The 3,695-nt window shown below is 44.1% G+C and carries 1 protein-coding gene; it reads left to right on the top strand.

All coding sequences use genetic code 11. The features are described 5' to 3' along the window. Nucleotides 1-877: 877 nt before the first annotated feature. A partial coding sequence (locus tag F6K49_RS23370; protein ID WP_293100523.1) for a caspase family protein occupies nt 878-3,695 on the top strand: 2,818 nt, incomplete at its 3' end.

Genomic DNA, 3,695 nt, shown 5'->3' with positions numbered 1-3,695 from the left:
TTTGGCAAAAGGCTTTTCCTATACAAACTGAGCGAGAACGTGGGACGTCAAGTTTTTTGATCACACTAATCATATCAAGTTACTTTTGTCAAGTTTTTTGTAAAGAAATATGTTTATAAAGCATAGCCTTAGTAAGGTAGGGCTGTTTCATTCTCGCCAAAAATAGATGGGGAGATGGGGAGATGGGGAGATGGGGAGATGGGGAGAAAAGGAGCGCGAATAGTCGGAATTTTGGCCAAATTTATCTAACCCTCCTCGAAGGCCGAATCACGAATTGTTAGTCATTGGAGTTGCTTCCTCCCAACTAATTTGTCAGATTTTAATGACTAAATTGGCGGATTTTTCGGAAAATTTTAGTTTATTTCCCTATCCCCCTATCCCCCTATCCCCCTATCTCCTTTTCTCGTTAACTTATTAAACTTTGAAACAGCCCTGCCCTTAGTAAGGGAAGAGGAACCCACCCCTAACCCCTCCCAGGAGGGGAAGAGGGAAGAGGAACCCACCCCTAACCCCTCCCAGGAGGGGAAGAGGGAAGAGGGGAAAAAATCCTGTGTACCTGATAGTTATGCAAACCGCCGTATGTAAAGATTTATTACGAAACTAAGAATTTCTGCGTAAAGTCAAAAGATTATCTTGGGGAATAAATAGGGAGCATCCCACTGCTGTGTGAGCGTGATTATACCGCCCACATATAGCAGAAGTCCGCAAGTCCGCAAGTCCGCAAGTCCGCAAGTCAAACTCTTGCGCTTACTTAGGTTTGAGACTTTTGTCATGTTATAACTGCCCTGGCGACTGCTATAAAAAGATATATTTGCCAAAATGGGATACTACTAATCACTAGTATTCAAGTTATCTTTATAAGTGCTTTTTGCAGAACATGTTTTCCCGCAATCTCGCCTTGATCATCGGTATCAATAACTACACCAACGGCATTTCTCCCCTGAACACTGCCGTAAACGATGCCAAAAAACTAGTGGAAATTCTCCGCAAAAAGCATGATTACGAAGTCTGGGAATGCCTAGACGAAGTGGCAACTCTGTCTAACTTTAACAAATTTTTATCCCATACCTTACCCGAACTTGTCACTGAAAATGACCGCTTATTATTTTACTTTGCTGGTCATGGAGTCGCTCTCAATGGGGATGATGGCCCGGCTGGTTACTTAATTCCTCAAGATGCCAAACTGGGGGATACTAATAGTTATCTGCCCATGACGAAGTTACACGATGCTTTAAGTCAATTACCCTGTCGTCATTTCTTGGGTATCCTCGACTGCTGTTTTGCTGGTGCTTTCCGTTGGTCGAGTACTAGGGATGTACTCACATCGCCAGAAGTAATTCACCAAGAGCGTTATGAGCGTTTTATTACTGACCCAGCCTGGCAAATCATTACTTCCTCAGCCTCGGATCAAAAGGCTTTAGATAACTTTAATTTAGATAGCGAACGCGGTCAATTCGGTAATCATTCCCCTTTTGCGGCGGCATTATTAGAAGCTCTCGAAGGTGCAGCAGATATCTATCCTCCTGCTACGAATGGCAAACCGGCTGGAGATGGGGTAATTACAGCCACCGAATTATATTTACATTTACGGGATAGAGTCGAAATTCCCACAGAAAAATGCCGGATACGACAAACGCCCGGTATTTGGTGTTTAAACAAACACGATAAAGGCGAGTATATCTTTCTTTCTCCCGGACATGAACTTAATTTACCACCAGCACCACCTTTGGATCAATCACAAAATCCCTATCGCGGTTTAAAGTCCTTTGAAGAGAAACACAGTTCACTGTTTTTCGGTAGAACATTACTAGTAGAAAAGTTAGAAGATTTTGTCAAAGCTAATCCCCTGACAGTGGTGTTGGGTGCTTCCGGTTCAGGTAAGTCTAGCTTGGTCAAGGCAGGATTAATTCCCAAACTACGGCAAGATAATACTGAGAAATGGTGTATTTTGCCACCCATCCGTCCTGGTGAGACTCCCTTGCAAGGGTTAAATAATGTCCTATGTAATGCTAAGTTACCCTTGGTTGAGCCACAAAACCCACAGCATAACCTGGCAATGAGCATTGATGTTTGGGCGAAAAATAACCCCAACTCTAAGTTATTACTGTTTATTGACCAAAGCGAAGAAATTATTACACTCTGTCAAAACTATGATCAGCGTAAAGAGTTTTTCCAACAGATACTCACAGCCATAAATGCCCATGGGGATAAATTACGGGTAATATTAACCCTACGGTCTGACTTTGAACCCCAAATCACAGATGTGGGCTTAAAGTTGGCACCGGAAGTACTAAATCAATTGGAAACTACGGTACTGATAAATCTTTGGCAAAGTGGACGATTTATTGTACCGGCCATGACACGAGGGGAACTCAACGAAGCAATCGAGAAACCGGCTCAAGCACGGGTGATGTATTTTCAGCCCCACGAATTAGTAGAAAAATTAATTGATGAAGTGGCGGATATGCCCGGAGCATTGCCCTTGCTGTCTTTTGCCTTGAGTGAATTATTCCTCAAGTATTTAAGGCGGCAACGGGAGGCACAATACAGGGGTATTACTATTGATCGGGCCTTGACTCAAGCCGATTATCAAGAATTGGGGGGAGTAATGCGATCGCTAACTCAAAGGGCAGATAAAGAGTATCATTTGCTAGTTCAAGAAAATCCCGCTTATGAGCAAGTAATCCGTCATGTGATGCTGCGGATGGTGGCACTAGGTGGGGGTGAATTAGCCCGTAGGCGCGTACCTTTATCAGAATTGGAATATCCACCAGCGAAAAATGATTTAGTTAAGGAAGTAATTGATAATTTTACCACAGCACGGTTATTAGTAGAAGGACAAGATGCTGAGGGGAATCCCTATGTCGAACCTGCCCATGATGCTTTGGTAAGGGGTTGGCAAAGGTTGCTGGAGTGGAAACATTTAGATGAGGAAAATTTACTTCTACAACGGCGGTTGACGACCGCAGCGGTGGAGTGGCAAAGTGTTAAAAGCAAAAAACAATCATCCGGACAATTTCTTTGGAATGCCAATCCTTATCTCGATGTATTGAATAAAGAACTCAATTGTGAGGACAACTGGTTTAACCAGGTAGAAGTTGATTTCGTGCGGCGCAGTGTTAGAAAAAAACGCAGTAACACAATTGTGGGTTGGAGCATCGCTGGCTCAGTTCTGGGGGCAATGATTTTCTATGCTGCCGTTTGGATGCAATGGAGAAACTATGAAATTACTCAAGCCAATTCTCTCGCTCGCTCTTCTTTGTCTCTGTTTGCTAAATATAAAGACATGGAGGCTTTGGTGGAGGTGATTAAGGCAGGAAAAATCCTACAAAAACACAAGGCATCGGACCAAAAGGTGATTAGTGCCCTGCACAAAGTTCTTGATGAAGCCAGCAAAGGCAACCGCTTGCAGGGGCATACTAACAGAGTCACGAGATTCAGTTTCAGCCGGGATAGCCAGACCTTGGCTTCTGGTAGTCGTGACAAGACCATCAAACTCTGGAATCTAGAGACAGGCAAGGTAATCCGAACCCTCATCGGGCATGATGACTCGGTCAGGAGCGTCAGATTCAGCCGGGATGGCCAGACCTTGGCTTCTGGCAGTGATGACAAGACCATCAAACTCTGGAATCTAGAGACGGGCAAGGTAATCCGCACCCTGATCGGGCATGATGACTTGGTCTTTAGCGTCAGTT

The sequence above is a fragment of the Moorena sp. SIO3I6 genome (assembly GCF_010672095.1).
This window is presented reverse-complemented; position numbering and strand designations above follow the sequence as displayed.